The organism is Varibaculum sp., assembly GCF_008661855.1.
GTDB classification, from domain to species: Bacteria; Actinomycetota; Actinomycetes; order Actinomycetales; family Actinomycetaceae; genus Varibaculum; species Varibaculum timonense_A.
This window is the reverse complement of sequence record NZ_RPZY01000034.1, coordinates 1-2,754: the sequence shown is the minus strand read 5'-3', so window position 1 is coordinate 2,754 and position 2,754 is coordinate 1. Positions and strand designations below refer to the sequence as shown.

The 2,754-nt window shown below is 52.7% G+C and carries 1 protein-coding gene and 1 pseudogene; both read right to left on the bottom strand.

The window, feature by feature from the left end:
• Positions 1-360 precede the first annotated feature (360 nt).
• Positions 361-1,033: pseudogene (locus QZT94_RS04470) on the bottom strand (IS3 family transposase); the annotation flags it as partial.
• A 1,034-nt stretch (positions 1,034-2,067) separates the two neighbouring features.
• Positions 2,068-2,754, bottom strand: a 687-nt coding sequence (locus tag QZT94_RS04465) for a Cys-Gln thioester bond-forming surface protein (protein WP_296773205.1), incomplete at its 5' end; no start/stop codon positions are given.

Sequence of the window (2,754 nt, the reverse complement as noted above, 5' to 3'; positions counted from 1 at the left end):
GTTACGGTGGGATCAATCGTGAGCGTGAATTTCATTCCGTTCCACCTCCTTTCCTCTCTCACTTGCCGGCGATTATCATTAAACCAAGGACGTTTGCGTATCTGCTACTTACAGTTAAAAGCCTTATTGCCGGCAGTACAAGTTATATTAACTAAGCGGTATAAAAACCACGCCAAGCGGGAGGGTTTTGAGGCTCCCGCCCGTCAGCAAAGGTAGATTTTCTACCCTGAAAGTTTCACCAGAAAATGTCCGTGGTTACTGGTGCCCGGCGCTCTGGCGTGCAGTCGTGGTGGCGATGCCGCTCCCGGGGCTATCTGTAATTTCTAAATACTACTTCTGTCATGAAAAGTACGTGGTGCCTCATGTCAATTTGAGCGCGAAATGAAGTGTCTTGGGTTTTGTTCTGCTTCTTAAATTGGGTGCCAGTTGTCTGGCGTGGGTCTGGTTATAAGTTGTGATGATCTTGGTTGGGGTGTGGTGCTCAAGAGCTTCGTGTAGCCGCTTGGTGTTCTACCAGTGAGCCCAGTTCATCGTCGCGAACTCGACCTCCGTCACTCCTGCTCAGGTCTGGGAGTAGATCAGCTCGGTCTTGTATAGCCCGTTGATTGTTTCTGCTAGAGCGTTATCGTAAGAGTCTCCCACTGTTCGAGTGGACGAGGCGATACTATGCTCGGCAAGCAAACTTCCATAAGCGCTGGAGACGTACTGAGAGCCATGATCACTGTGGTGGGCCAGCGAGGCGAGATTCCCCTTTGGCCTGGCTAATCGCCTGATCAAGGGCTTCCAATGGCAATGCCTCGGTTCGCATGGTTGATCGGGTGGACCAGCCCACAATCATGCGTGAGAATACATCGGTGACAACCGCTGTGTAAACGAACCCGGCCCGGGTGCGGACATAGGTAATATCAGCAACCCAGAGCTGATGGGGGTGCTTAGCGCGGAAGTTACGCTCCATAAGGTCTGGTCGCCTATCCGGTACGTGTGTGGGCTGAGTAGTGATCGGGGATCTGCCCCGACGCGCGCCACTGACACCCTCATGGACAATGCCGGGTCCTGTTTTAACCGCTCCTTGACAAGACACACTGCTCAAGCTTTGAACTCTTGCGAATAATGTTGGGCCAGACCCCTTATCCTCCTCGATAAAACCGAGCAACAAAACCCCACCAAAACAAAGCAAACTATCGCACCAAGTGCAGCCAGTAACTTGATGAGCTTGGACCGCAGATAACGGCTGGGTTCACCCAGCCGATTGAGAACGTCTTGACCGACCACCCGACTGTAAATCAAAACGCCCGACCTGATGAGGGTTTGGAAAGCTCGACTTTGGGACGCTGATCAGGCCCGCACGTCTAACCGAGCGACGGGCTCGACGTTGAGGCGCGGTTTGATAGTGACGCGCGGGAACTCCGGAGCAACGCCCATGCCGCCAACGTCTAAGACCCTGTCGGGACCGTAATGGTCAACAAAGCACCACGCGCCAATGAGGGACCGGCGTTGGAGTAGCGTGCGTGCGACAGTCATTGCGCACAAGCCTCCAAGAGGGACTGCGCGCAAGGTCAGAATCTCTACCTTCGCTCCGTCAACGCAGTGCGGGGCTAGGGGCGATGCATCCACCTCAGGTGGTTTGAGTTCCACGTTGGGTATCGCGCTTCCCCTTTTTTCAGTATTCGCCTTTTGGCTGTGTGGTTGGTGTTTTTGTCTTTCAGCCTAGGCGTAAACAGTGCTGATCATGGGGGACGAGGCTCATGTGCGGGTATACATAATGACGCGCCACCGAACCGGTGAGATTCGACGGCGCACCATTGTGTGATCAGGACTAGGTCCTTGTAATCAAATGGGTCGCATGAGGTTCTTCTTGCGACGTGTCACCAGAAGAGCTCCATCTGCTGTCATCAGGCCACCGAGGGCCAGCAGTGTCAGGATTCCGGAAGCACCGGCCTTCGACAACTTCGTCTTCGGTGAAGCCGGAGGGGTCGGAGGAACAATCGGCTGGTGAGTATAGGAACGGAGCCAAGAATAAGATTTTGTCATATTCTTGGCTCCGTTCCTTTTCAACTAGCTAGGAAGTTACTCCTTTGAGCGCTTTCGAGTAGATAGTCCAATAACTCCTACTGCGAACATAGCGGCTCCAATCCCGAGAAGATTGCTGCTAGATAGGCCTGTTAACGCAAGCGAACGTTCCTTGGCCTGCGCCTTTGGCTGCGGGGTACAGGTTTGGAGTTCAGCATCGGTCATCTCGCGAGTACGATTTACGTCTTCTGTGGTGGCCTTGTCAGTATCGAGAACCCACGTCTTGCTGGCGGTATCCCACTTGTATGGCGTGGTCGTCACAGTGAAGGTCTCAGTGACCTGCTTCTTCTTGCAATCAGACTGCGGATTCTTCGCCGGCGACTCCTTAACATCCGCCTTTGGCTGCGGGGTGTCTGGCGCTACGGTCTTTTTATCTACCATCGCGATAACTGGAATGCGCTCTTGCGGGGTGTCCTTGGAGCTAATGAAACGCTGGTAATTCGAAAGGTTTGGGATGTAAACGCCGATGTTTTTATCAACAATGTCGCTATCTGAATTTGAATCCTCAGCATAGGCAATGATTTTCTCGTATGCTGCTTTAACTTTTGCTCCCTCAGGAGTATCAATTCTTCCGAAACCGTGAGTTTTCTGGGAATCTACGCCATCTTTAGCTACTATTTCGCGGATTTTCTCTAAGGTGAAAGAGTCTGACCAGTAGTAGACAGCAAGCTGAGTAGCTGCGCG